The 25,894-nt window shown below is 42.1% G+C and carries 22 protein-coding genes and 1 pseudogene; 14 read left to right on the forward strand and 9 right to left on the reverse strand.

All coding sequences use genetic code 11. From position 1 onward, the window contains the following. Positions 1 to 347: 347 nt before the first annotated feature. The 7 genes from OQ5_RS0111945 to OQ5_RS0111980 all read right to left on the reverse strand — a co-directional run bounded on the left by OQ5_RS0111945 (position 348) and on the right by OQ5_RS0111980 (position 7,348). Entirely contained in the window at positions 348 to 1,277 is a 930-nt protein-coding gene (locus OQ5_RS0111945) for a ketopantoate reductase family protein (RefSeq protein WP_016777713.1), read from the reverse strand. A gap of 35 nt (positions 1,278 to 1,312) precedes the next feature. After that, positions 1,313 to 1,651, reverse strand: a complete 339-nt coding sequence (locus tag OQ5_RS0111950) for a DUF4143 domain-containing protein (RefSeq protein WP_176694082.1) — start codon at positions 1,649 to 1,651, stop codon at positions 1,313 to 1,315. Between the two features lie 326 nt (positions 1,652 to 1,977). Further along, on the reverse strand, positions 1,978 to 3,591 hold the full coding sequence (locus OQ5_RS0111960) for a DUF4139 domain-containing protein (protein WP_026055266.1): 1,614 nt from the start codon (positions 3,589 to 3,591) through the stop codon (positions 1,978 to 1,980). A 219-nt stretch (positions 3,592 to 3,810) separates the two neighbouring features. Further along, positions 3,811 to 4,509, reverse strand: a complete 699-nt coding sequence (locus OQ5_RS0111965) for a ThuA domain-containing protein (RefSeq protein WP_016777717.1) — start codon at positions 4,507 to 4,509, stop codon at positions 3,811 to 3,813. Positions 4,510 to 4,565: 56 nt separating this feature from the next. Then, on the reverse strand, positions 4,566 to 5,555 hold the full coding sequence (locus OQ5_RS20985; protein ID WP_016777718.1) for a sensor histidine kinase: 990 nt from the start codon (positions 5,553 to 5,555) through the stop codon (positions 4,566 to 4,568). Between the two features lie 71 nt (positions 5,556 to 5,626). Beyond that, positions 5,627 to 5,914, reverse strand: a complete 288-nt coding sequence (locus tag OQ5_RS22010) for a hypothetical protein (RefSeq protein ID WP_016777719.1) — start codon at positions 5,912 to 5,914, stop codon at positions 5,627 to 5,629. Positions 5,915 to 5,974: 60 nt separating this feature from the next. Continuing rightward, on the reverse strand, positions 5,975 to 7,348 hold the full coding sequence (locus OQ5_RS0111980; RefSeq protein WP_016777720.1) for a sigma-54-dependent transcriptional regulator: 1,374 nt from the start codon (positions 7,346 to 7,348) through the stop codon (positions 5,975 to 5,977). A 615-nt stretch (positions 7,349 to 7,963) separates the two neighbouring features. On the opposite strand from OQ5_RS0111980, the gene OQ5_RS0111995 reads away from it, so the two are divergent. The 14 genes and pseudogenes from OQ5_RS0111995 (at position 7,964) to OQ5_RS0112065 (ending at position 23,617) form a co-directional block, all read left to right on the forward strand. Beyond that, positions 7,964 to 9,220 carry an efflux RND transporter periplasmic adaptor subunit gene (locus OQ5_RS0111995; protein ID WP_255297516.1) on the forward strand — a complete coding sequence of 419 codons (1,257 nt, stop codon included), beginning with the start codon at positions 7,964 to 7,966 and terminating at the stop codon, positions 9,218 to 9,220. A gap of 141 nt (positions 9,221 to 9,361) precedes the next feature. Continuing rightward, positions 9,362 to 9,607: a four helix bundle protein gene (locus tag OQ5_RS0112000; RefSeq protein WP_218054535.1), complete on the forward strand. Its 246-nt coding sequence runs from the start codon at positions 9,362 to 9,364 to the stop codon at positions 9,605 to 9,607. Positions 9,608 to 10,003: 396 nt separating this feature from the next. Continuing rightward, positions 10,004 to 10,341 (forward strand): annotated as a pseudogene (locus OQ5_RS24675) (ABC transporter ATP-binding protein); the annotation flags it as partial. A gap of 93 nt (positions 10,342 to 10,434) precedes the next feature. After that, positions 10,435 to 10,593, forward strand: a complete 159-nt coding sequence (locus OQ5_RS24680) for a hypothetical protein (protein ID WP_255297517.1) — start codon at positions 10,435 to 10,437, stop codon at positions 10,591 to 10,593. Positions 10,594 to 10,722: 129 nt separating this feature from the next. Continuing rightward, positions 10,723 to 13,056, forward strand: a complete 2,334-nt coding sequence (locus OQ5_RS0112010) for an ABC transporter permease (protein WP_016777725.1) — start codon at positions 10,723 to 10,725, stop codon at positions 13,054 to 13,056. Positions 13,057 to 13,200: 144 nt separating this feature from the next. Beyond that, positions 13,201 to 15,588, forward strand: a complete 2,388-nt coding sequence (locus OQ5_RS0112015; RefSeq protein WP_016777726.1) for an ABC transporter permease — start codon at positions 13,201 to 13,203, stop codon at positions 15,586 to 15,588. A gap of 224 nt (positions 15,589 to 15,812) precedes the next feature. Continuing rightward, complete coding sequence (locus OQ5_RS0112025; RefSeq protein ID WP_016777728.1) at positions 15,813 to 16,880, forward strand: ABC transporter permease; 1,068 nt, start codon at positions 15,813 to 15,815, stop codon at positions 16,878 to 16,880. Then, complete coding sequence (locus OQ5_RS0112030) at positions 16,880 to 18,175, forward strand: FtsX-like permease family protein (protein WP_016777729.1); 1,296 nt, start codon at positions 16,880 to 16,882, stop codon at positions 18,173 to 18,175. Before OQ5_RS0112025 ends, OQ5_RS0112030 begins: the two co-directional genes overlap by 1 nt. Before the next feature lie 50 nt (positions 18,176 to 18,225). Beyond that, on the forward strand, positions 18,226 to 20,574 hold the full coding sequence (locus OQ5_RS0112035; protein WP_016777730.1) for an ABC transporter permease: 2,349 nt from the start codon (positions 18,226 to 18,228) through the stop codon (positions 20,572 to 20,574). A 222-nt stretch (positions 20,575 to 20,796) separates the two neighbouring features. Continuing rightward, positions 20,797 to 21,498, forward strand: a complete 702-nt coding sequence (locus OQ5_RS0112045; RefSeq protein WP_016777732.1) for a MotA/TolQ/ExbB proton channel family protein — start codon at positions 20,797 to 20,799, stop codon at positions 21,496 to 21,498. A gap of 66 nt (positions 21,499 to 21,564) precedes the next feature. Further along, on the forward strand, positions 21,565 to 21,957 hold the full coding sequence (locus OQ5_RS0112050) for an ExbD/TolR family protein (protein ID WP_026055267.1): 393 nt from the start codon (positions 21,565 to 21,567) through the stop codon (positions 21,955 to 21,957). A gap of 149 nt (positions 21,958 to 22,106) precedes the next feature. Next, the gene (locus OQ5_RS0112055; RefSeq protein ID WP_016777734.1) at positions 22,107 to 22,346 is read left to right on the forward strand and encodes a hypothetical protein; all 240 of its coding nucleotides are present in this window, start codon (positions 22,107 to 22,109) and stop codon (positions 22,344 to 22,346) included. Continuing rightward, positions 22,339 to 22,686, forward strand: coding sequence for a type II toxin-antitoxin system PemK/MazF family toxin (locus tag OQ5_RS0112060; RefSeq protein WP_016777735.1), 348 nt, complete (start codon positions 22,339 to 22,341; stop codon positions 22,684 to 22,686). Before OQ5_RS0112055 ends, OQ5_RS0112060 begins: the two co-directional genes overlap by 8 nt. Positions 22,687 to 22,696: 10 nt before the next feature. Then, positions 22,697 to 23,617 carry an energy transducer TonB family protein gene (locus tag OQ5_RS0112065; protein ID WP_016777736.1) on the forward strand — a complete coding sequence of 307 codons (921 nt, stop codon included), beginning with the start codon at positions 22,697 to 22,699 and terminating at the stop codon, positions 23,615 to 23,617. Between the two features lie 13 nt (positions 23,618 to 23,630). Here the strand turns inward: OQ5_RS0112065 and OQ5_RS0112070 are convergent, their stop codons facing one another. Then, positions 23,631 to 24,386, reverse strand: a complete 756-nt coding sequence (locus OQ5_RS0112070; protein ID WP_016777737.1) for a sulfite exporter TauE/SafE family protein — start codon at positions 24,384 to 24,386, stop codon at positions 23,631 to 23,633. Continuing rightward, on the reverse strand, positions 24,387 to 25,667 hold the full coding sequence (glyA, locus tag OQ5_RS0112075; protein ID WP_016777738.1) for a serine hydroxymethyltransferase: 1,281 nt from the start codon (positions 25,665 to 25,667) through the stop codon (positions 24,387 to 24,389). Positions 25,668 to 25,894 lie beyond the last annotated feature (227 nt).

Here is a 25,894-nt window from a genome sequence, read left to right on the forward strand (position 1 = left end):
GTAAGCGTGGTGACAGGGGTTGCGTTCAGCATCCTTTCTCCGTTTCAGCGTTTTTCATAATGGATATCCATCCCGCATACCCATATTGGCAAACCGTTAGCAGCATGCAAAACAGAAACTATATATGGCTACAGATGATTTATCAAGAGAAACCTGCGATGAAATTCTGATAGAGGCGGAGAAACTAACATATGATTTCTCCAAAACGCAAGGCCGGTACTTCAATGCGTTATAATCTGGGTGGCACAATGTGTGCCCTAATCTATCTCTTTCAGAGCTTGTTTTTTGTGACGATTACTCAGAAATTCAAAGTGGCGAATTCGACGAAAACAGATATACAACTGCAGTTAATTGGTTTTCTTTCGCGCTCGTTTTTCCATCAATAACAAAGAATAGTAAACGAATCGGTTAACAGGAACATCTACGCCTGCTTTTTCGGCCAGTTTAACAACAGTGCCGTTCTGATATTCCAGTTCCGACGGCTTTCCTTCCCAAACATCGCGTGTAAGTGATGATGTAGAATTATAGGGGAACGTGTCAATAAATGCGATGGTTTTGTCTACCAAATCGGGCTCCAGATTTATTTTTAAAGCTTTGGCAAGCATCGCAATTTCTTCAAAAAGATTGCGCATCATTTGACGCGTTTCTTTTTGTTCCCTTACTTCGCCATAAGTAGAGCGGGTAACACCAAGCAGACCGCTTACACAAATGGCCAGGAATTTTCGCCAAAGATCGGCCTGAATATCTTTAGAAACACGAGCCTTGAACCCGGCTTCTTCAAATATTTTCTGAAGGTTGAGTACCCTTTGCGTCTGCGAGCTGTCACATTCGCCAAAAACAATAGTCGGGTCTACCGCCAGGTGATTGATTTTTCCCGGAGCGTCAATTTTACTGATGATACGGCAAAGTCCGGAGAGCACATTTTTTGCCGGTAAAAATTCTTTAATTTCATCGCTTGCCAGTACACCATTCTGGAGTGGCAAAACCATGGTTTTCTCATCAATTATGGGCTTGAGTTGCCGTGCTATATCTTTAACCTGCCAGGCTTTTACGGCAATAATCACGAGCTCGGGTGTTTCAACTTCCGAAATTTTGTCGGTTACCTTAACCTGTTCTACAGAAAAATCACCGTTTATACTTTTTACCTGCAGTCCTTTCTTTTCTATGGCTTCTTTGTGTGCACCACGTGCAATAAAAGTAACATCATGTCCCGCAACGGCTAAACGGCCGCCAAAATAGCCGCCAACTCCGCCGGTTCCCACAATTAATGTCTTCATTTTAATTCTTTTGTGATATTTGATTGTTGGCGAAACTACGAAATGTCTGGCAAAATCTCAACAATAAAGTGTCTTACAGAGCATACCCGGATGTTTTCTTTTATCAGATAGGTGTCTGATGACGGTGTAATAATGAAATTGGCAGGTGCTCTCAAGTCTCTGAAAGCTTGTATGTTTCCCCTGGATATTTTGGGTGAGTTTGAAAATTTAATCTCTGCGCAGGCTAATGTTTTCATACCTTTTGTCAGAACTACATCAATTTCAGTTCCCTGATGCGTCCTGTAAAAGTACAGATCGATCGAAGATTTTTTTGTTGCTAATATTTGATTTATCACGAAAGCTTCCCATGAATCTCCAACAGATGGATTTCCCATAAGAGCATTCATTTACCATGAAAATATAAAATAAGATTTTAAATTTTCATGGTATAATTTATATATCATCCATGAAAATTTAAAATGATAAGTTAATCTTGTATCATGTCATGAATAATAATACTTCGTTAATTTTTTTCAACACCCTGCAAACCAATCACTTGTGTTTAAGGCTGTTTGTTTGTTAAAATGCAGTTGCGTAAATATGGGGAGCTTATGAATTATGGAGACCCATATCCACGCTCCATAACCTTAGCTCTTAGCACCATCTTCCATGCTCTTAGCCCCATGCTCCTTGCCCTTTGCTTGTAGTAATTTCTTCTCATCTATTCAATAATCAAATCTTTGTTTTTTGGATATCTTACCGAATAAACCAGTCGAAGTTCTTTGGTTTCACCGGGAGCAAGTTCCAATTCCCAACTGAGAATACCCGTGACGGGATTGACTTTTGCTTCGCTGCTTTCTTCCAGCTCTACCTTAATCTCGCTGTCAGCGGACACGGGATACTGGTCTTCCACTAAAACATTGGCAGTGGAATTTTTTGTATTCCTGATGGTTATTTTCCAGGCTTTTGTCTCTTTGCGGTTGTTGCCGAAAAATGATTTTGAAGAGAAGTCCTTCAACTGTTCCCGCTTCACAACAATTGCCGGGTCACGTCCAATGGATATATTCAACGTATCTTCTGAAGTGTAGGGATTAAGCTGTGTTTTGCCCTGGTAGGTCTGATTGAAATATATGTTGGCCTGACCAGGCAGAAGATTAAGATCGCTCCAGTCGGTGATCTGAGTCAGCAGATACACATGGGGCGACAATTTGGGAACGGTAGCATACTGATAACCTGCTTCAACCTGGTGGTCACTGACAGCAACATCGTATCCCTGGTTATCTGCCGGAATGGTGTAAGGAATCTGAATCTGGAAAGCAGTGTTAGTTTGTTGCTGCGTTGTGGTGACATTTTCGGGGCCAAGAGAAGTAATACCTCGTATTCGCAATGGCTTTTCCTGTTTTTGCTTATCAGCCACAACAACCTCATTTAATTCCATCCGGGCCTCCGGTGTTCCATAAGATTTAAGAGGACGGGGTGGTTGAAAATCCAGAAACCATGGTTGTAGTTCGGGCTTATAGTTACTGACTGACGGATTTCCGGTTGACAACGTCAGATTAACATCTTTCCATTCTTCATCGGTATTTTGGAAAACTTTAGCTTTATAGACCAATGTGACCGGATCATCTGTGTCGTCCACTCTTATCTCGTAGAATGGTTGCCAGCGTGCCTGACGAACGGTATAGGTCAACTGAACGGGCGCATTAACCGGTCTGTTGGCTGTAACGGATACCTTTACGGTGCTGGTTGGACGGTCTTTTCGTGCATTGAGTTCATTAAGCTGTCGGTTGAGTTTGTCCAGTCGGTCTTTCATTTTTTTTGTAGTCTGCCGGTTGGAAAAAAGGGACTCATTTATTTCGGAAAGTCTTTCTCTGAAGAAGTCGGTTGCCCGGATGAGCTGTTCCACATTGACGCCGGTTTCATCGCCACCAATGGATTGGTTGCTGAGCAGCATCTCCCGCTCTTTAATGAATACATCCTGTGCATTTTGCACAAGTTCGATGCTGTCCTGAAGTGCATCGCGCTGTTTTATGAGATGTTCAATGCGTGTATCGGTTTTTGCCTGTTCAAGGTAATCGATGCTGTGGTTGACCGAAAGAATGGTAATGTTATTACCGGCAGCGACTTGCAGACTGTTGGGATTCAGTTGCGAAGTTATGCCTTTGAAGTATAATTCACTGTTGCCCGAAGGAATATTTACTGTTGCCCGGCGAGTTACCTGAGCACCGTTGAGGTAAACGACAACATCCGATATTTCGGAATCTATTTCTTTTACGGTTTGGGCATTGGCCAGTGTAACCATTAGAATGCTGAAAAGAAGGGATAATGTTCTCATTTTAGTCTTTTTGGGATTTATTGTTTTGTGATTTCAGTTAGATGCCTTCCGGCAGGTAAAATAATTTATATAATTTTGATATGCTACATTTTAGTAAACGAAACGCTTTAATTCCAAGCAATTGATTTTCAGCTCACTGTAAGAGTTTGACTGAGTTATGGTTTAAAGCAAAACAAGAATAGTGCCGTTTCTGACTGTTTTTGTGAATTATCTTATGACTTACTTTTTTCCGGTCCACCAAATAGCTCCTTCCAGGTGTTTTAGAAATAGTGGATTGTGATACAATTCAGGTTCATGTCCCAGGGCTGTTTGAAAAACTCTTCCTTTTCCTACTTCCCTGTACCAGACCAGAGGGTGGTCGCCCATACGTTGTTGTGCTCCTTCGAACCATCGGTTGTCATCCACATCGTATGAGTTTTCATCAATGGAGATCAGGACATGAACATCGGCTCCTGGATTTCGGTCAAAACTGTACCATTCGTCAGTGATGATCCAGACAGAGTCCGGGAAATGTTCAGTGGCCGGATGCGACCTGTCTTCAATAATAAGTTTTCCTTTCTGCGAAGGCGGATGCCCGACAAACGAAGCGCCAATGGCTTCTACATACCATGGCCATTCATATTCTGTGTCTGTTCCGGTGTGTAGTGTCAGAAGTCCGCCGCCGTTTTCCACGAAATCTTTCAAGGCTTGCTGTTGACTCTCATTTAGGATGTTTTTTGTTGTATGTACAAACAAAACGAGGTCAAATTCCGGTAAATCATTTGAATTGAATACATCTGCTTCTTCGGTAGCTGTAACTTTCCAGTTGTTTCGTTCCGCCAGCCGGCCTATTGCTGTCAGACTTTGTGGAATGGCACCGTGCCGGTATCCTGCGGTTTTTGAAAAAGCAAGGATATTGAGTTCGGTTGGTTGTTTCATGGTCGCTGTCTGTTACGGATGTTTGGCTGCAAAGTTTCCAAAAAGGTAAAGTATAGTTATCCGATCTCAATACAAAATACGGTTTCTTCTCCGGGATGTGACTTAACAGTGAGTCTTCCGCGGTGGAGGCGGACGATTTGGCGGGACAAACTCAGACCGATACCGCTGCCTTTTTCCCTGGTGGTAAAAAAAGGAATAAATATCTCCTCCATTATTTCAGGTGGAATACCGGGACCATTGTCTTTGATACAAATCTGTACACGGTTTTGTTGACTTTTTGCGATTGAAACTGTAATTTTCCCGTCTTTTCGGCCTTCGAGTGCTTCAGATGCATTTTTTAGCAGATTAATGATCACCTGAGCAAGAAGGTTTTCATCTGCCTGTATCCGTAAATCAGCATCCTGTATTTGCAATGATATTTGAATGTCAGGCCAAAGCGATTTATTGAGCATTACCGTATCTTCGATAAGATTTTTAATATCAACGGTTTTCAGTTCCGGTGCCGGAAGCCGGGTTAGCTTTCGGTACGACTCCACGAAATTTATCAGTCCTTTTCCTTGTTGTTCTATGACGTCCAAACCTTTTACCGTATTTTTTATAATTTCCTTATTGATATGATCCGGATTTATAATTTCCTTGTTTTTTACATAATAGCTTTTAAGTTTTTCCGAAAGAGAGGTTATTGGAGCTATTGAGTTCATTATTTCATGGGTCAAAATCCTGATCAGTTTCATCCAGGAATCCAGTTCTTTTTCGTTAAGCTGTTCGTTGATATCCTGTATCGAGACAAGCATCAACGACTGGTTTCCTTTTTTGAAAGAGGTTGATTTCATCAGGAGATTGACTGCTTTTTGCTGATCAATATTCAGGGTTAACATTTTTTGGTCGCGGGGCTGCATGGAGCTGATCACGTTGGCCAATTGGGGATGTATCTTCTCGAGCTGTCGCAGGTGTGTTATCTGTCGTAATTTTAATGTTTGTTTCAGTGCATTATTGGCATTGTGTACAAAGCCATTTTTGTCAAAGGTGAGGATGCCGGTTTCCACGTGTTCTATAATTGCCTGGAGAAATTGTTCGCGCTGCCGGGTTTCTGTTTTTAATTTTCGCAGCTGAGCATTTATTTTTTCAAGATGGCAGCTGAGCTGATTAAGAATCTTATCGTTTTTCTTTTTGGAAAGGAAAGTGCCGAGTCTTCGTTTTTGACCGCTTCGAAGAAGTAGTTTATTCGTTCCAATGCCTTTTGCTGATACAAGACCAGGTGGATGATCAGAGTTGCGGTAATCATTCCTCCTGAAATTCCTGCAAGGTTGTTTTCGAGATGAAAAAAAGCCCAGCCGGTAGCCAAAGCTGTTCCTGCTATTAGTGTGAGGATAATTATAGTATATGTCTGAAAAGGAAGTCTCATCCGTATAAAATTTATTTTAAAGGTCGGATAGCCTGCCCCTATTCACCGGGACTCGTTTCATCAGATGTTAAACTTTTTCATCTTGTTGTAAAGAGTCTGACGGGTGATACCCAGCTCCTCTGCTGCAGCCGTAATGTTTCCCGGATATTTGTCCAGGGCCGAAATGATAAGCTGCTTTTCCATTTTTTCAAGATTCAGGGTGTTGGAGTTGGTAATTCCGGCAGTGCTTCCGGTTACGGGTTTCAGAAAAAAATCGTCGGGTTTCAGGACATTACTTTCGCCTAAAATTACGGCTTTTTCGATGGCGTGTTCCAGTTCACGGATGTTTCCCGGCCAGTTGTATTTCAAAAGCTTTTCCTGTGCCTGATGGTTTATTTTTAGTTGGGGTTTTCCATATTTCGATGTGTACTTTTTCAGGAAGAAGTCTGCCAGAACCAGAACATCTTCACCACGTTCGCGCAATGGCGGAACCTCGATGTGTATGGTGTTGATGCGATAGAGCAGGTCTTCCCTGAAAAGGCCCTCTTTAACCAATGCCGGCAGATTGCGGTTGGTAGCACATATCAGCCTGATGTCAACAGGAATGGCCTGATTAGAGCCGACACGTATTACTTCCCTGTTTTGCAAAACTGCCAGCAATTTAGCCTGCAGGTGAAGGGGAAGATTCCCGATTTCATCAAGGAAAAGGGTTCCGTGATTGGCTATCTCAAATTTTCCTGCCCTGTTTTCTTTGGCATCGGTGAAGGCGCCTTTTACATGTCCGAACAGTTCGCTCTCGAAGAGGGTTTCGCTGATGGCTCCCATATCAACCCCCACGAGCATTTCGTTGTGACGGTTGGAGAGCCGGTGTATCTCCTGTGCAATCAGTTCCTTGCCTGTCCCGTTTTCGCCGGTTATTAAAATATTGGTATCGGTTTTTGCTACCTTTCGAACCAGGTTCAGTACGTGCATAAGTTGAGGAGAAGTGCCTGTTATGTGTTTTCGATTTTCGTTGAGACTACTTTTCAGATCTTTTTCTTTTTGTTTCAGTGTGCTTACTTCTTCGCGTGATTGGCTGAGTTGTACGGCTGTTTTTACTGTAGCCATTAGTTTGGAATTATCCCATGGTTTAAGGACAAAATCGGTAGCGCCTGTTTTAAGAGCTTTAACGGCCAGTTCCACATCACCATAAGCAGTAATCATCACCACCGAAATGTCGGGGTATTTGGTTTTTATTTCTTTAAGCCAGAAAATACCTTCATTCCCTGTATTTGCTCCTGTTTTAAAATTCATATCCAACAGCACCAGGTCATAATGAGCCTTTTCCAGCTCCGAAGGTATCCGGTTTGGGTTCGAAATACATTCGACTTTTTCGAATTCTGTCGAAAGCAGAAATTCCAGTGCTGTTAATACGCTTTTGTTGTCATCAACGATAAGTATATTCCCTTTTGACATTTTTATTTTCAAATGTAGAGGGTTGAGTTGTCGATTGCAACAAAGTGTCAAAATATTTTACAGGTGTACGTGTGAAATTTTTACAACCGCGAAAAGGCTATGGTTTCTAAATTGCTGAATTGTAGCGATTTGTTTGTTTTGGTGTGATTGTGGATTATTAAAAGGCTGAAATGGTGAAAAGGTGCAAAGGCAGAATGGTTGAAGGGGGAAGGGCAGGGTACTTAGTGCGTGTCTATAAACACGCAAAGATTTTTACAATTTGTGTGTCTGTTCAGAAAGTGCCGGTTGCAAGGCTTGCGAAGCCGCCAAAACCGGAGTTTACTAATCGTAAATGAGGATTTTGGCGGCGAGCGTAACACAGCAAATGGTACTTTATGGACAGACACTACTTAGAATCCCGGAAATTTTGCATAAGGCCCCGGAGGTCATGCATAAGCGTCTCGAACTTCTGCATAAGCGTCTGGGACCTTTGCATAAAGCATTCGAGGTCATGCATAAAGCACCGGCTACCTTGCATAAACAGTCAAAAACTTAGCATAAAGGTTTCCATCAATAACTGGAAAACTTTCGCGAAAGTCTGATTAAATCTGAAAATCTAAAAATATTTAGCACATTATGTCAATGGATCGAGTTATAGAGAAGAAAAAGGGAATCAGGAAACGTCACGTTTACATGGGGACAGGTGGTATCGCATTCCTGTTTCTTTTGTACCAGATCATCTGGGCCGATCACAGTTCGGTGATGCGGGTAGATAAGGAAAAGGTGACCATCAGTACTGTGGAACAAGGTCTTTTTAACGATTACATCACCATTATTGGCCAGGTAGAGCCCATTTCTACAATTTACCTGGATGCCATTGAAGGCGGAAGAGTTGAAGAAAAAGTTATTGAGGAGGGCGCAATGGTAAAGGAAGGCGATGTTATTCTCAGGCTCGAGAACCGGCAGCTTTATCAAACTATTCTGAACAGTGAGGCTGCACTTGCCGAAAAGGAGAATTACTTACGGAATACCCGTATCAGTTTTGAAGCGGAGATGATACAATCGCGGCGTAACCTGCTTGATAATAAATTCAGCCTGCAGAGGAAAAAACGAAATTATGAGCAGTCCAGGATGCTGTACGAGGAGAAATTAATTGCCAGAGAGGAGTATTTGCAGGCAAAAGAAGACTATGAATACGAGAGAGATTTGCTGGAAATTAATCGTTTAAAGGCAAAGAACGATTCTATAATGCTGATGACCAATATGAGAACGCTGGACAACGACTTGCAAAAAATGCGACAGATGTTAGGGCTTGTTCGTGAGCGATTGGAGCATCTGAAGGTGAAAGCCCCGGTTGATGGTCAACTGGGAATGCTCGATGCAGAAATTGGTCAATCCATATCCCAGGGACAGCGAATCGGGATGATTCACGTACTGTCCGATTACAAAGTAAAAGCTCGTGTAGATGAACATTACATCGACAGGGTGAGAAACGGCCTTCCATGTTCTTTCGAACGGAATGGCACTGAATACAGGTTGAAGGTAAAGAAGATATATCCTGAGGTGCGTGACGGTCAGTTTGAGATTGATATGATCTTCGAGGACGCTAAGCCTGAGAAAATTCGTACCGGTCAGACCTATCACATCAAGCTTCAATTGGGACAGCCGGCCAATGCTGTGCTGATACCGCGCGGCGGCTTTTTCCAGAGCACCGGGGGCCAGTGGGTATTTGTACTCAACGAATCGGGGACCGAAGCTTATAAAAGACCCGTGAAAATTGGCAAACAAAATCCCCGGTACTATGAAGTTATTGAAGGACTCGAACCGGGCGAAAAGATCATCACTTCGGGCTACGAGATGTTTGGGGATAATGAGAGATTGGAGTTGAGGTAGGTTGGAGGGGCAGAGAGCAGAGCGCAGAGGGCGGAGCGCAGAGGGCAACGAACTATGAAGTTTACAATTATTAGAGTAATAATTCATTAACTTGTATATAGTACTAACCTAACATCTATTATTATGGCACATTTCAGGTTTATGGATTTAGAAATTTGGAAGGATTCCATAGCATTGAATCGGAAATCTTATGATTTGGCAGATCAAATTAGCAACGCTAAAAGCTATCGTTTTGCTGAACAATTAAGAGCAGCATCTTTGAGCATATCCAATAACATTGCAGAGGGGGCCGGATCGTTTTCAGACAAAGACTTTGCAAATTTTCTTAATATAGCCAGACGGTCTGTATTTGAAACAGCGAATCTTGTATTTATTGCATATCAATAGAAATATGTCGATGAGGATTGTTTAAATAAATTTTTGGATGAATTGGATTTATTGAGTAGGAAAATTTCCCGGTTTAGAATGAGAATATTAAAAACTAATGATAATAATCTTTAGCGAGAAGAATAAGAACTTTATGAAAAAAGTGATCAAAGATATTTCAATCCTTCAGGGTAGCTGCTAATAGTTTTTCTAAATAAATTAATAACAAAGAGCATTAATACAAGGCAGGGTGAGTGAATGTGAGATTCTCTATGCTCCATGCCCCATGCTCCAAGCAATATTTGAGTTATGCTAAAAACAAAAGACCTATCAAAAGTATTTCGCACTGAGGAGATTGAAACCAGTGCGCTGGACAATGTGAATCTGCATGTTCAGAAAGGCGAATTTGTGGCCATAATGGGCCCGTCGGGATGTGGCAAATCTACTTTGCTCAACATTCTTGGACTGTTGGACAATCCTACCGGGGGTGAATATTATTTCGACGGAATGGAAGTTGGCGGTTTAAAAGAGCGACAGCGTACCCGGTTGAGAAAAGGAAACATTGGCTTTGTCTTTCAGAGTTTTAACCTGATTGATGAACTCAATGTTTATGAAAATGTGGAGTTACCGCTGATTTACCTGAAGCAGAAAGCAAAAGAGCGTAAAGAACAGGTGGAGGAGGTGCTCGAGCGCATGAAAATAGGACACCGGAAGAAGCATTTTCCGCAGCAGCTTTCGGGGGGCAGCAGCAGCGTGTTGCCATTGCCCGGGCAGTTGTTGCCAATCCCAAGCTGATACTGGCTGATGAGCCGACCGGTAACCTCGATTCCAAAAACGGACTGGAAGTAATGAATCTGCTCACCGAACTTAACCGGGAGGGTACAACCATTGTGATGGTAACACACTCGCTGCACGATTCCGAATTTGCACACCGGGTGGTCAACCTCTTCGACGGCCAGATCATTACAGAGGAGATGAAAAAGGAATTGGGGGAGATGATACTTTAAGACGGTTGAAAGATGGAAGGGTGGGATGGCAGGATGGTTAAATGGTTAAAATGGTGTAAAGCGTGTTCATTAATTCAAGCAACCATACGCGCTTAACCCGTCTTAGAAAATAAATTAGAATTTAAACTGATGAAGGATATTTTATTAACATTCAGGCGGCTTAAAAAGAACAAGACCGCTTCTCTGCTTGGAATTTCCGGGTTGATTGCGGGTCTGATATGTGTACTGTTTATTTTTTTCTGGACCGTTGATGAGATAAGCTACGACCGGTTTCATGAAAAGCTCGACCGCATTTTTGTGGTGCATGCATATCTGGAAGGAGGTAAAGAAAAGGTCACCTTTGATGGCTGTCCGCCGGCAGTCGGGCCTGCCATTGAAAGTGAATATCCCGAAATTGAGACAACCAGCCGGTACCGGCCGCCCTGGGGGGTTAAATATCTTATCAAATATGACGATAAAAAATATCTGGAAGATGTCGCTTTTGCCGATTATTCGTTGTTCGACATTATGTCTTTCCCTTTTGTTCGCGGAGGAAAAGGAGAAGAGGGTTTGGATAACAAAATTGTGATAACGCAAACCACCGCCAGAAAATTCTTTGGTGAAGAAGATCCAATCGGAAAAGTGGTAAAATTCGATAAGACCTACAATATGACTGTTGTGGGTGTAATAGAGGATATACCTCATAACTCATCCGTAAGGTTTACCGGGTTAATACCTATTGGGCATATTCCGACACTATATAATAGTCAGAACTATATAAATACCTGGTATAATAATAGTTTTATCACATTCGGGCTGCTGACCAGACCCGAAAGTTTTGATAAAGTGGCTTCTGCCATAACCAACCGCATTCAGGAGGAAATGCCCGAGTCAACCAATTATTTGAGGGCCTACAAGTTTAAAGATGGCTATTTGTATGAAGACAATCACATCCGCAATGTCCGGATTTTTGCACTTATAGCACTCATGGTACTCCTGGCCGCTACTTTAAACTTCATTAATCTGAACACGGCCCGGTCGATCAGGCAAATTAAAGAAACAGGGCTGAGGAAAACACTTGGGGCATCCAGGAGAAGCCTGATCCGGTTAATTTATTCTGACATTGCCATTATCTGTTTTGCGTCTTACCTGGTTGCATTTTTAGTCGCTGCAGCTTTATTGCCGGTTTTTAATAATATGATTGGCAAGCAGATTGATCCTCTGGTTATTTTTTCGTGGCAGCCACTGTTAGCTTTGGTCATTATCTATGTACTTACTGTTTTTTTGGCCGGAAGTTATCCTTCGTTTTATCTGACTTCATTTTCGCCGGTGCGGTCTATGAAATCGGACATTAATCTGGCAAAAAATAAAGGAACCTTTCGTAATGCCCTGGTGACTGTGATTTTCATTGTCTCGTTAATGTTACTTACATCTACTTTGATCATTTCAAGGCAAACAGGCTTCCTGCAAAAAATGGATATCGGTTTTCAAAAGGAACACTTAATGTATGTTTACCTGGATGGCAAACTTAAAGACCATTTCAAAACTTTCAAGGAAGAGGTGAATCGAATAGCTGATGTGGAGTCTTCGACGGTTCTTTCCTATCTCCCGTTCTCCATAGGGAACAATGGCGAAGGCTGGAATTGGGAAGGCAAGGCCCCCGATTTCAAACCACTGGTAACCGACTGGAATGTGGATGAGGACATGCTGAAGACCATAGGTGCCGAAATGGTTGAAGGCTCTTTTTTTCGAACCACCGATCAGGAAGGAGTGATAATTAATCAGGCCTTTGCCCGGATTATCGGGTGGGATAGTTTTGTCGGGAAGTCACTGGAGGCTTATGGCAATTCCTACAGGATTTTAGGCGTTTTAAAGGACATTCATTTTAACTCCCTGGCAAAAGAAGTACAACCGATGGCTATACACACCATTGGTGGCCACTGGACAACCAATTACATGGCAATAAAATTGAATACCAATAATATTCAGTCTGCAATAAGCCGGATAAGAGAAGTTGCTCAAAAAATAGAACCTGATATTCCGGTAAGCTATGGTTTTTTTGATGAGGAATTTGGCAAAATGGTGGCTTCAGAGAGAAATCTGCGGGTACTGGTTGCTATTTTTTCCGGGTTTTCAATTGTCGTGCTGGTTTTGGGGCTACTTGGTGTAATAATGTTTATGGCCGAACAAAAAACCAAGGAAATAGGCATCAGAAAATGTATTGGTGAGCCGGTAGAAAGTATTGTCGGTCGACTGATCAGACCATTTCTTGTGTCCGGATTAGTCGGGTTTTCAGTGGCTGTGCCATTGTCGTGGTGGTTTATGAACCGGTGGTTGCAAAATTTTGCTTTTCGCATTGATCTGAATATCTGGATCTTTTTGATTGCCGGAGGGCTGATATTAATGATGGCAGTAATGACTGTTATAGTTCAGAGCTGGCGGGCGGCAACACGAAATCCTGTGGAAGCGCTGAGGTATGAGTAAGAGCCCCCGGGGAGGGGCTTTTGGTTTTTGCCAGTATTTGAGTGTGTATAGTCAATCAGAAACGAGTAAAAAGGCATGTGGCAAAGAGTAAAGGGTAAAAAGAAGAGAAGCTGAAAAATGATAATTTACTAAAATATCTTCAGCATGAATATTACGATTAAATATGCATTACGGAAGCTTTGGAAAAGCAAATCCTACACGATTATTAACGTGTTCGGGTTAAGCATTTCTCTGCTGGTAGCACTTGTTATATTGTTATTCAGCACTTATCATTTCAGCTTCGACAGATTTGTGGATAATTACCGGAGCAGTTACCGCCTGATCTCCCGTTATGGTGATGGAGCCTACAATGCCAATACTTTTGCCTGTTTTGAAGAAGATTTGCAAAATATGAAGGAGATAGAGGAAATGACTGTGTGCTATAAGGAGCACAATGTTGACGAGGTTTTTGTTGGAAATCAATCTTTTAGTACTGGCAATTTGGTCTTTATCGACGATTCTTTTTTTGATTATTTTGGAATAGAAATGATCGAAGGAGTTCCTGAAGCCATCAACCAGCCCAACATGGTGTTTCTCACGCCGGAAATGGCATACAAGCTTTTTAATGACGAGGACCCCCTCGGTAAAAATATTGAATTAAGGTCTTTTACCCGTGATGCAGACGAACGGATAACTTATACGGTTGGTGGAATCGTTGAGCCGTTACCCAAAGCTTCTCATCTGGATTATGAGATGCTTATTTCCAAAAAGGGACAGTTTGCCTCAACCATCGATTTCGTCAAAACACACAAAGTTTTTGGTGCTGCCATTTACGTAAAACTTGTTAACTCGGTTGATATTCAAGAATTCGAAAAGCACTTGATTTGGTTACCCGAAGCAAAACTGGGAAAACAATTTGGCCCCCCGGTTGATGCCTTCAACCACAAGCTGCAACCTCTTGAAGATATTCATTTTACACCCGAAACGATTTCTGAGTTAAAACCAACGGTTCGCCGGCCAACGTTATATATTTTACTATCAGTAGGGGCATTGATGTTGGCAATGGCAGTAATAAATTTTGTGAATTTATACACCGCAAGAGTCACTTTCAGAAAGCGCGAATTTGGTATTATGCGTTGCTATGGAGGGAGTCAAAGTTATTTGTGGATGAATATGGCAACTGAGATGATTTTTTTGATAATTTTCAGTTTTGCATTGACGGTGATTTTTATCGCGATATTTAATGATAATTTTTCACATAGCTTTTTTAAAAGCCAGATCATTTCGATATACAATACCCGTTTTTGGGTATGGACAGTATTCTTGTTTTTGCTAACTACAGCATTAATATTAACCGCCTGCTCTTTTGGATTTATTCCCGGCAGACGTTCTGCCCTTGTTAAAAATCCGCTGCATAAAAGTAAAACCATTATTCCTTTGGTTATTTTTCAGTTTGTGTTGGTGATTGGATTAGTTGGATTTACTTTTTTGTTAAACAGACAAATGAATTTCGTCAATCAAAAATCTCTTGGATACTCTGCAAAGAATATGATGATTATTGAATCCCCGCAAAGGAATGAAAAGGTTTTACTCTGCAGAAACGAATTAAAAAAGATTCCTGGTGTCGTTCAGACTGCAATTGCACATCATTATCCCGGATTCAGGTTACAGGATATGACTTTTGAAAATAGCGGAAACGCCTTTCCTTTTAAGTTTGGTATGGTCGAAGGAAGAGCCATTGAGACACTTGATATTCAGCCAATAAAATATTTTGTTCCCGATATTGAAAAGGCACAACAGGGATGGGTGATAAACGAGACTTTTTATCACAATCTTCTCCAACAATATTCCGAAGAGCAAATCAGCACCGGCAATTTTCCTGTGGATGACAATGATTCAGATTCGAGTAGCCAGCAATTCAGGATTCTGGGTGTGGTAAAAGATTTTCATTATGCATCATTTCACAAACCTATTGAAAATTTCGCTTTTAGTATTCAGAGTCCGGAAACCGATTTTAACCGTTTCATTCTGGTCAGATATGATCGGCAAAATTTCATGAATGTTTTGGATGGTTCACAGAAAGTAATCGCTGATATTTTTCCTGGCTATCCGTTTAAGTATTCTTTCCTGGACGATCAGGTACAGGCTCAGTATGAATCGGAGACAACTTTAATGAAACTGGTTAATGTTTTTTCGATTTTGTGCATAATAGTAGCTTGTATGGGATTGGTTGGCATCACTTTGTTTATGCTTGAAAAGCGAACCAAAGAAATAGGCATCCGCAAAGTAAACGGCGCCACCATTTCAGAGGTTCTGATAATGCTCAACAAAGACTTTGTAAAATGGGTAGCCATCGCTTTTATCATAGCCACGCCTATTGCTTATTACGCCATGAACAGATGGCTTCAAAATTTCGCCTATAAAACCGACCTGAGCTGGTGGATTTTTGCCCTGGCAGGATTACTGGCACTGGGAATTGCGCTACTAACGGTGAGTTGGCAGAGTTGGAAAGCAGCCAGGAGAAATCCGGTGGAGGCACTAAGGTATGAATAAATAAAAAAATTTTTTTGAAATTATGATTTTGTCGGTTAAACAATTCTCAATTAAAATCTTACAATATGCTGCAAGTCAATTGTTAGTATATAGGGATTTTTGTTAAAATCCAGTATGTCAAGGTTGTATGAAACGAGCATGGCAAGGCTTACCACAACAAGAATATGTATAAATGCTTGCATGCACATTCCATTAGGCCAATAACTTAAGTAAACCATATTCCAATGAATTTTTTAATCTGGAAAATATCATTTCGTCAACTCACAAATAATAAGATATATTCATTGATGAGTATTGGCGGACTCGCACTTGGATTTACCGCCGCTATCATCATCGGGCTGTTTATCAGGTATCAGAATACATGGAATACGATTAATGAGCATTACGACCAGATTGTGATGGCTAAGCGTCATTATGCCAGGACGGTCTACACAGGCAAGGAGGATAACAGCTCACCCCACTGTCCTGTTATTACAGCCGCTATGCTTGAGAAATTTCCGGAATTTCGATCCATAACACTGGTTCATGAAGTGCAGGATAATTATTTCTCTAAATCAGCGGGGTCAAACCTGTTCCAAACTGATTTGGGGTTTTATGCCGACAGCATCTATCCTGATGTCTTCACACTTCATTTTGTTTCAACTCCCGAGCCCGGATTGTTGAGCAGCCCGAACACCATACTTTTGTCAGAATCGTTGGCTCGTAAAATTTTTGGTAGTGTCGATGTTACAGGGCACAGCGTTGTTATGAATAAAAAAACTAATTTAAGGATAAGCGGGGTGTATGAAGATTTGCCTGCCAATACTACTTTCAGACCGGAGTATATTATTTCTTTTTCGACACTCCTTAACCGTCTTGGGATTGCCCGGAATGATATTTGGACGATTGGTTGCCTGGTGTTTGCCAGGCTTCATTCGGGCACAGACATTGATACTCTTAATCCTAAGGTCAGGGATGTTCTTTCGTCGCACGATGCCCTAAAACATGAAGAGATAACTTTGCTTCCATTGTCTCAGCTCCAAAGGTATTACATGAGTGATTATTATGTCATTGTCTGGATATTTACCCTGGTGGGTATTTTTATTCTTTGCATGTCGGTGTTTAATTATATCAACTTATCGATTGTAAGGGCTGCATCCCGAACGAAAGAAGTTGCTGTAAAGAAAATGAGCGGGGGTCAGCGAAAATCTCTTATAGGTCAGTTTCTTAGCGAATCGTTTCTTTTAGCGTTCATGGCAATGATGCTTGCGGTAGTATTTGCGACAGTCATTTTACCTTTTTTAATAACATAATGGAGGTTGACTTGCCTTTGAATTTTTACCTGGAGCCCGGGATCATTGCTTTATTATTAGCTTTAACAGTTGGCGCCGGAATTTTGGCCGGACTTCATCCTGCTTTTTTCATTACCTCAAAAAATATTCCCACACTTGTTAAAGCCAACCTGTTGGCCGGGACAGGACACAAAATTAATCTAAGAAAAATGTTGATTACGGCGCAGTTTACAATTACTTCTTTTTTGCTGTGTCTGACTGTCTTCTTTTTTATTCAGGTAAGAGATATTAAAAATAAGGATGTTGGGTTCAATCGCCACCGCTTGCTGTATGCCGAATTGAATAATACCGGCGATCCGGTAAACTTTGAGGACCTGAGAGCCCGGCTACTGAGAAATCCTGAAATTGTAAATGCTGCCATGTCGGATTATCTTCCATTTGTAAGTTTTGGAGGAGGTATGACCAATTGGGAAGGGGCAGCTCCCGACGAACAAGTGATGTACCGCCCTAATAATGTCTCGTTCGATTATGTTGATAACATGGAGATTGAAGTTGTAAAGGGACGTGATTTTTCACGGGAATATCCTTCCGATGCGGGTAAAGCATGTATTATTAACGAAACGGCTCAGCGAGTTTTCGGATGGGATGATCCGATTGGGAAGCGCATCAACAATGGTCAATGGAAAGTGGTAGGGGTCGTAAAAGATTACCATTTGATGGATGTTCATAATATCATTGAACCGGCAATACTTGTGCTGTCACTCAATAACATTGAAGGGGAAAAAGTACTTTCATTCAGGTACAAACCCGGAACCAGCGAAAAAGCCAGAGCGATAATTTCAGATGAGCTGAACAGGCAGTTTCCCGATACACCCTTCGAGGTGACCTTGCACGAGAATGCCTTTCGCAGTGAGACGGCTTTCAGAGCTTATATGTCTTTCTACAGGGCATTGGTATTCTTTTTTCTCTTCACGTTGTTACTGGTAATTGTAGGATTGTGGGCACTTGTTACGTTTACTACCCGAAAACGTACCAAAGAAATTGGCATAAGAAAGATCAACGGATGTTCCGTTTCAGGCATATTCTATCTCTTGAATAAAGAATACCTGCTCATCGTGGTTTGGGCCATCCTGATAGCATTGCCTCCTGTTTTGATGGTTTATAGCCGTTTCCCCGGCGCCTATAAACTTCCTTTTTATCCATGGATAGTATTTATTGCGGTAGTCATTATATCGGTAATTACTTTATTGGTAACGGGCTTTGTTACTTTCCAGGCAGCAACAAGGAATCCGGTGGAGACGTTGCGGGATGAATAGATCGTTGGATTTTTTGATAGTTTATAGACGAGCACAAATTAATTACTCTAATGAAAAACTTACAATTTACCATCAGATTATTAAGCCGGAACCCCTTATTGGTCTTTGTTAACATTCCGGGGTTGGCTGTAGGACTAAGCGTTGTCTTGCTTCTTCTGGTTTATTTGGAACATGAACTGAGTTTTGATCAGCATTTTGAAACCAAGGAGCGGGTGTTGCGCCTCAATTCGGAGGTGAGCAATCAAAACGGTTCCGGTATCTATGGCATCAGTTTAAGGGACGCTTATACTGTTATTCCGGATGAAGTCCCCGAGGTAGAAGCTGCAACACAACTGTTCCGCTGGTTGCCTGTAAGGGTAAAGAGTAAAACTGAAATTTTTTCGGGCATGAAACTGTTGTTTGCCGATCCCGGATTTTTTGAAGTATTTGGCCTTGATCTTATTACGGGAGATGAGGCTACCGCTTTGTCGGGTAAAAACAAGGTTGTTCTTTCATCTTCTACCGCCAAAAAGATTTTTGGCACAACAGAATGTGTCGGTGAAATTCTGAATGTGTCAGAGGAAGAAGCGACGGTTAGCGGCGTAATTCGCGATCTGCCCGAAACAACCCATTTTAATTTCGACCTTCTGGGTTCTATGGAAACGGTTAATCCCGATCGATTTGGCGGACTTGAGTTTTACACTTATTTTTTAATCAGGAAGAACGCCGATATTAAAGAGGCCGGGAAAAAGATATCAAGGGTTAATGATCAGGTTATGGTTCCATGGAGCGAACCATTTGGTTCTAAAGTGAGGTCATTTACCGAACCGTTATCAGAAATTCATTTGCATACGAAGGTAACACATACTTTGTCGCCAAAAGCCGATCTGACCCAACTATGGATTATTGGCGGAATTGCTTTCTTTATATTGTTACTGGCTGTTGTTAATTTTGTAAACCTCTATTTTTTGCATGGGGAGGAACGCATTACAGAGGTGGCATCGCGCAAAGCTTTAGGTGCCGGCAAATGGAGTATTGAAAAACTTTTTCTCTTCGAAACCGGATTGATAGGATTATCATCGTTTGTTCTCGCATTGATTATTGCATTTTTGGTGCAGCCTTATTTCTCGATGCTGATGAGGTCGTCACTTGAGTTGTCGCGCCTCTTTTCATGGTCAGGGGTTTTATTTATCGCCGGTTTGGTATTGCTTTTTACCCTGATTTCCGGATTCTGGTCTTCTTTTTATCTGTCACGGGTTAATATTGTAAATGGATTACGCGGAAAAACAAGTGTATTGCCCCGAAAGGGAAGAATGACAATAGCTGCTGTTTTAATTCAGTTTTCGGTGACCGTTTTCTTGATAACAGCGGTTATTGTTGTACAGCAACAGGTTAAATACATGAAAAATGTGCCTGTGGGTTTCGACGTGGAAAACGTGTTGGAGATAACCGGATTTAACAGTCAGATTGCCGGGCATATCAGAAGTATTGAAGACGAATTGACACGCCTGAGTTTTATTGAGGGTGTTGCCTGTTCTCATCATCAGATGGGCGGGGGTGCAAGTGGACAAGGGATTCGTCGTTATGGTGATACCCGGAAGTATGCTTCCATATCGGAATATCGTGTACAACCGGGATTTTGCAAAACACTTGGACTCCGGCTTATTGACGGAAACTACTTTTCCGGAAACGAGAATAGCGGAGATCAGATTATCCTAAACGAAGCAGCCGTAGAAATGCTGCAACTGAAAAATCCTGTCGGGACATTACTTCAAATGCATAATACGCCAATGAAAGTAGCAGGGGTTGTCAGCAATTTCTTTTTTTCGGGTTATGCAGGAGAACCTGTAAGCCCTTTGGTTATTACCACATACGATCAAAGTGTTGAAGCTGTGTATTTGCGAATAAACAAAACGCTTTCGCAGGAAGATATGTCGGCCGTTGAAAAAGTTCTGCAGAAGTACGACCCTGAATATGTCCCGGAATATACTTATTTAGAGAAACGGTATGCCGACAAGTTTTCGAATGAGGAGCGGGCTATGAAACTGGTCACTGCGGGAGCTATTCTGGCAATTATTATCAGTTTTGTTGGACTCCTGGCCCTTTCGGTCTTCAATGTCAACCGGCGCACGAAAGAAATTGGTATCCGCAAAGTTTTAGGCAGCACCGAGCGTCAGGTCGTTACCCGTTTATTGAGTGATACTATTAAATGGGTATTGGTGGCCATTGCCATTGCATTTGTAGCCGATATTGCTGTCATGCGGCAATGGCTTACACAATTTGCCAGCAGAATATCGCTTCATCCCGGATATTTTCTTGTTAGCGCGATCTTTGCACTCATTATTGCCTTCACGGCCATTGCCTGGCAGAGCTACAGGGCAGCTGTTCGAAACCCGGTGGAGTCGTTGAGAGATGAATGAAGCGGGGAGGGTTGAAGGGTGGAAAGGTAGAAGGGTGGAAGGGTAGAAGGGTAGAAGGGTAGAAAGGTAGAAAGGCAGAATGGTGGAATGGTGGAATGGTAGGGAAGTTGAAAAGTATTGTATTATTCGTCAGGGAAATGACATTTTAGTTTTTCACTGTTGCCAAAAAATCACTAATTTGGCCTGCAAAATTAGTGAGTTGAACAATCAAGTATTAGCAATATGAATCTGTTTTTGATGATGCAGGCCGCCGGAGAGGCCGCTGCCCAGGGAGCTGAAATGGCTGAAGGCGAGGAAAAAGTTACCATCGATCTTATAGAACTTGTGATGCAGGGCGGCTGGATTATGATTCCGCTTTTCCTGCTTTCTTTTATTGCTGTTTATATCTTTATAGAAAGGTATCTTGCCATCAAGAGGGCGTCAAGAGAAGACAAGAGCTTCATGAATCGAATTAAAGATTACATTCATGAAGGGAAGATTGATTCTGCACTTGCTCTCTGCCAGTCGAATGACAATCCCATTTCCCGCATGATCGAAAAAGGGATTACACGCATCGGGCGTCCTTTGAATGATGTAAATACTGCCATCGAAAATGTTGGTAACCTCGAAGTAAGCCGGCTTGAGAAAGGATTGCCCGTTTTGGCCACGGTTGCCGGAGGTGCACCGATGATTGGTTTTACCGGAACGGTTATTGGTATGATTAAATCGTTCTGGGAAATGTCTAATGCCGGAAGTAACATTGAAGTAGATTTGCTGGCCGGAGGTATCTATACCGCCCTGGTTACTACTGTTACCGGTCTGATTGTGGGAATTATTGCCTATTTTGCTTACAATTGGCTTGTAGCCAGGGTTGAAAATGTTATTTTTAAGATGGAGGCCCGCACCATGGAATTTATGGACCTTCTTAACGAACCGGCCGGATAGCGGTTTGAATATATGTTGCAGTACCCGGGGAGGCTGCTTATTGATTAACGGAAACAATGCAAGAAAATGGCTTTAAAGTCAAGAAGTAAGATAAATCCAACATTCAGTATGTCGTCAATGACCGACGTGGTGTTTCTTCTGCTGATCTTTTTTATGATCACATCCACGTTGGTACATCCTACGGCATTAAAATTGTTGTTACCTCAAAGTCCTAACCAGACAGCGGCCAAACCTTTAACAACTGTCTCCATTACACGTAATCTGGATTATTACGTCGAAAACCAGAGAGTCAGTTTTAGCCAGATTGAGCCGTTGTTGAGAGAAAAAGTCGGGCAAAATCCCGAAATATACATCTCGCTCCATGTGGATGAGAATGTACCAATGAAGGAAGTGGTGAAGGTGATGAACATTGCTAAACGCAATAAATATAAGTTGATACTGGCAACACGGGCCAGGTGACAGGTATCCTGAATCATAGAAAAGACAGTTTATTTTATGCCTGATTCAGTCCAATGAAAAGCAAAAAGCATCATTGGAATTATACTAACGATTCATTTTTTATAGTCAATAGTTTTGCCTGGATGAATGAATTAATCAAAAGATGAGATATGAAGGCAATCGAAATCAAATCAAAAACAGATCGACAGGGGAATCTTAAGATCGATTACCCTGTTCATAAGTCCAATAGAAAAGTAAGAGTTTTAATTTTACTGGATGAAGAAGACAAGTTAGATGATGAGGAATCATTATGGATGAAATCGGTATCACATAATCCGGCTTTTGAATACCTGGCAGATGAATCAGAGGATATTTATACCGTTAATGATGGGGAGCCGTTAGATGATTAAAAATTCTATAGTTCTTGTTCCTTTTCCATTTGACGATTTATCTGATTCAAAAGTGAGGCCTGCATTATGTCTTACTTCTGAAATTGGAAGATATAAGCATGTTATTATTGCATTTATTTCAAGTAAGATACCAGTTGATTTAGTTGAAAGTGATATTGTTATCAAGAAGGGATCGGAAGAGTGGAAGGGATCAGGTTTAGCTGTAGATTCGGTTATTAGGTTACACAAAGTTGTTACTATCCCTAAATCTCTAATTAGAAGAAAATTGGGAGTTATAAGCAAAAAGACTGTAAATGAGATAGAGAAAAAATTGATGGATTTGTTTCTGGAAGACAAATAAAGCAACAAAAATGACCGATCGGACAAAAAAAGACAAACAAGCAGGTGTAATCGGAACTACCATCTTTCATGTGGTAATTCTGATTCTTCTCATGGTACTGGGATTGTCCAGTATTCCGCGAGAAGAGGAAGGGATATTGGTCGATTTTGGTGACTCACCTGTCGGAATGGGGGCAACCGAGCCTATTCGTAATGAGCCGTCGGGAGAACAGAATACACAGCCATCCGCTCAGCCCGAACCTGTCAGTCCGCCACCCGCAACGACACCGGAGGCATCTGAAGAGTCTGTTAACACTCAGGATTTTGAAGAAGCACCTTCCATTAGTGAAGAAGAGAAAGCGAAACAGGAGGCCGAAAAGAAAAGACTGGAAGAAGAGCGAAAGCGTCAGGAAGAGATAGAGCGTCAGAAAAGAATAGAAGAAGAACGTCAACGTCAGGAGGAACTGGAACGTCAACGAAGATCGGAAGAAGAACGGAAGCGCCAGGAAGAGATGGAGCGTAAAGCTCAGGAAGCCCGCAATAATGTCACCAATGCATTCAGTAAAACCGATGGTACCGGTTCTTCTCAGGGCGAAACCGGCGATTCAGGAAACCAGGGTGCTCTTTCGGGTGAACCGGGTGCCGGCAATTACGATGGCTCCGGAAAAGGAAATACTGGAACCGGCTTTGATCTCAGTGGCCGCTCATTGAGTGGTGCTCTTCCTAAGCCTGAATACAATATCCAGGAAGAAGGAATTGTGGTTGTTGAAATAACGGTTGACCGGAATGGTAATGTTGTAAGTGCCGAACCAATTTTAAGAGGTACTACCACCCAGAATTCTTACCTGTGGCGTGTAGCCCGTCAGGCTGCATTAAAAGCCCGTTTCAACAGTGATTCTGATGCACCCGCCTATCAAAAGGGGACAATTACTTATCATTTTGATTTGAAATAAAAGTATTATTTATCTAAAACACTCCCAATACTTTAAGTCCCGAGAAGAGCACAACTGCCAGAAGAATATACCTGATGTTTTTAGCTCCGATTCTGCCGGCATATTTCGAAGCAATCCATGCGCCGGCTGCATTTCCGACAGCCAGAAGGAGACCATAGCTCCAGACAATTTGACCGGCCAGTAAAAAAACAATCAATGCAACAATAGTAAAAGAAAGCACCATAAATACTTTTACAGCGTTTGCTTTCACCAGGTTGTATCCCGCGCTCAGTACCAGTCCTGCCAGCAAAAACAGGCCTACTCCGGCCTGAATAAAGCCACCGTATATGCCGATAAAAAAGAAAATTAAACTGTTAATAATCCGGGACTTTGTTGTTTTTATTTCTCCTGCCTTCCCTTTTATCCAACTGGTTGGTTTTAACAGGATTATAAAAAACATGGCAACCAGCAGTCCGCCTATAAAGTAGTTAAGAAAATCCTCATTGATTTCAACCGCTATCAGGGCACCAGCCAACGAACCGAAAAGCGTTGGGACAACCAGCGACCATTCTTTTTTAGGGCTGAGTTCCTTTTGCCGGATAAAATTTCCCGTTGCCACAATGTTTTGTACAACCACGCCAATCCGGTTGGTACCGTTGGCAACTGCAGGCGGAAGCCCCATAAACATCAAAAGGGGGAGGGTTATCAGTGAACCACTCCCCGCTAATGTATTTATGATTCCGGCAGCCAGACCGGCCAAAATCAATATGACGACGTCTGTTATTTCCATCTATTGGGCAAAGATGGGGAAATCTTTCATCATTTGGTTTACTTTGCTGCGAACCGAAGTAATGGTGTCTTCACTGTCGGGATTACTAAGCACTTCGTCAATAAGGTCCACAACCGGCCCGATGTGCTCTTCTTTTAGTCCGCGGGTGGTGATGGCAGCTGTGCCAACCCGAATCCCCGAAGTCTGAAACGGAGACCGGTCGTCGAAAGGAACCATGTTTTTGTTGATGGTAATATCGGCAAGCACAAGCGTGTTTTCGGCCTTTTTACCGGTCAGTTCGGGAAATTTGGTGCGCAAATCGATAAGCATACTGTGATTGTCGGTTCCGCCCGAGATCACTTTGTAGCCTTTTTCAATAAAGCATTCCGCCATTTTCCGGGCATTTTTCTTTACCTGCTTTTGATATTCTTTGTATTCGGGCTGCAATGCTTCGAAGAACGACACCGCTTTTGCTGCAATGATATGTTCAAGAGGGCCGCCCTGAATACCGGGGAATACAGCTGAGTCGAGTAAAGAAGACATTTTTCTGATTTCACCCTTTTTGGTCTTGATGCCCATTGGATTGTCAAAGTCTTTTCCCATCAGGATAATACCGCCACGGGGCCCACGTAGAGTTTTATGGGTGGTTGATGTAACAATATGAGCATATTTTACCGGGTTTTTCAGCAGACCGGCAGCAATCAGTCCGGCAGGGTGTGCCATATCAATCATGAGGATGGCGCCAACTTTGTCGGCAATGGTGCGCATACGCTCATAGTCCCAGTCGCGCGAATATGCTGAAGCACCCCCGATAATTAGTTTTGGCTTATGTTCCAGGGCAAGTTTCTCCATCATATCGTAATCAACCATTCCGGTATCTTCTTTTACCCCATATGCAACGGGCACATAAAGTTTTCCGGAACTGTTGACCGGTGAGCCGTGCGAGAGATGACCGCCGTGGGCCAGATCAAGACCAAGAAACTTGTCGCCCGGATTCAATACCGTCATCAGCACTGCCATGTTTGCCTGTGCACCACTGTGAGGTTGAACGTTGGCCCATTCGGCATCGAACAGCTTTTTCAGGCGTTCGATTGCAAGCGTTTCGCTCTCATCTACCACCTGGCAACCTCCGTAATAGCGTTTTCCGGGCAAACCCTCGGCATACTTGTTGGTCATACATGAGCCCATGGCATCCATAACCTGGTCGCTCACAAAATTTTCTGATGCAATCAGCTCTATGCCGTTGAGCTGGCGCTGATGCTCTTTTTCGATCAGTTCAAAAATTTTGTTGTCTCTCTTCATTGTTTCGTAAAGTTAGGAGCCCTTTAACGATGTGTAGATGTTAAGATGACAGGTTGAAGAAACGACATTCTTCAGCTAAATCATAATTCTTAACAGGAACAACCGACAAAAGGGCGGATATTACTTTTCAAATTTTCCCAAAGGTAAAGAATTCAGTTTATAAGCATATTACGAATCATCTAACATCTTATATCTAACCTGCATTATTTATAAATTATCTATTACGA

Source organism: Anaerophaga thermohalophila str. Valhall, from assembly GCF_000250735.1.
Taxonomy (GTDB): Bacteria; Bacteroidota; Bacteroidia; order Bacteroidales; family Marinilabiliaceae; genus Anaerophaga; species Anaerophaga thermohalophila_A.